Here is a 784-nt window from a genome sequence, read left to right on the forward strand (position 1 = left end):
CCGCTGGACTGGTGCGAGCCACCGCTGGACCCGCGCCCGCCCGGAGGAGGACTCCGGGTGCCGCCCCAGCCGCCGCTGTCGCCGTTGTTCGACGAGTGCGCCCCGCCGCCGCCCTGCGGGCGGTAGGGACCGGGACGGCTGTAGTTGCCCCGGCCGCCGTACGACGGGCCGTTGTAGCGCCCGGGCGACGCGTCATGCGAGCGCGGGCCGTACCGGTACGGGCCCGGACGGGAGGAGTAGTGGTAGCCCGGGCGGTAGCGGCTGTGCCCGTAGCCGTAGTAGCGCCACGACACGCCCGGGTAGCGGTACCACGAGCGCAGGAAGTAGTTCGGGCGGCCGAAGGACACCGAGATGTGCGCGTGGCGGTAGACCGGGACGATGACGCGCACCGAGCCGTTCCACCCCCAGCCGCCGCCCACGAACACCCAGGACGGGCCGCGACGCACCCAGTGCGGTGACACGAACACCAGGCCCGGACGTGGAGGCTCCATCCAGGTGCCGGAGACCCACTCGTAGCCGTTGGCGCCCCAGTACCAGTAGCCCGGCGCCCACGTGTAGTCCGGGGCCGGCGCGGGGGGCGGCGCCTCCACGCGCAGGGCCGGGGGCGCCTGGGTCGCCGTCACGTCCTCGCTGGCAACCTCGACGGGGATCTCCACCTCGGTGGAGCCCTCCTGCGCCCAGCCGCCGGACACCCAGCGCCAGATGTCACCGTCCTGCGCCCAGTAGCCGTTGACGTACTGGTAGCCGGGCATGCGCTCCACCCTGTCACTTATACACATCTGAC

Annotated in this window: 1 protein-coding gene; it reads right to left on the reverse strand. The window is 73.1% G+C overall.

Annotated elements, in window-relative coordinates; genetic code table 11:
• On the reverse strand, window positions 1-752 hold a 752-nt coding region (locus D7W79_RS42420), incomplete at its 3' end, for a hypothetical protein (protein WP_244222290.1).
• Window positions 753-784 lie beyond the last annotated feature (32 nt).

The organism is Corallococcus exercitus (genome assembly GCF_003611585.1).
In the GTDB taxonomy this organism is placed as follows: Bacteria; Myxococcota; Myxococcia; order Myxococcales; family Myxococcaceae; genus Corallococcus; species Corallococcus exercitus.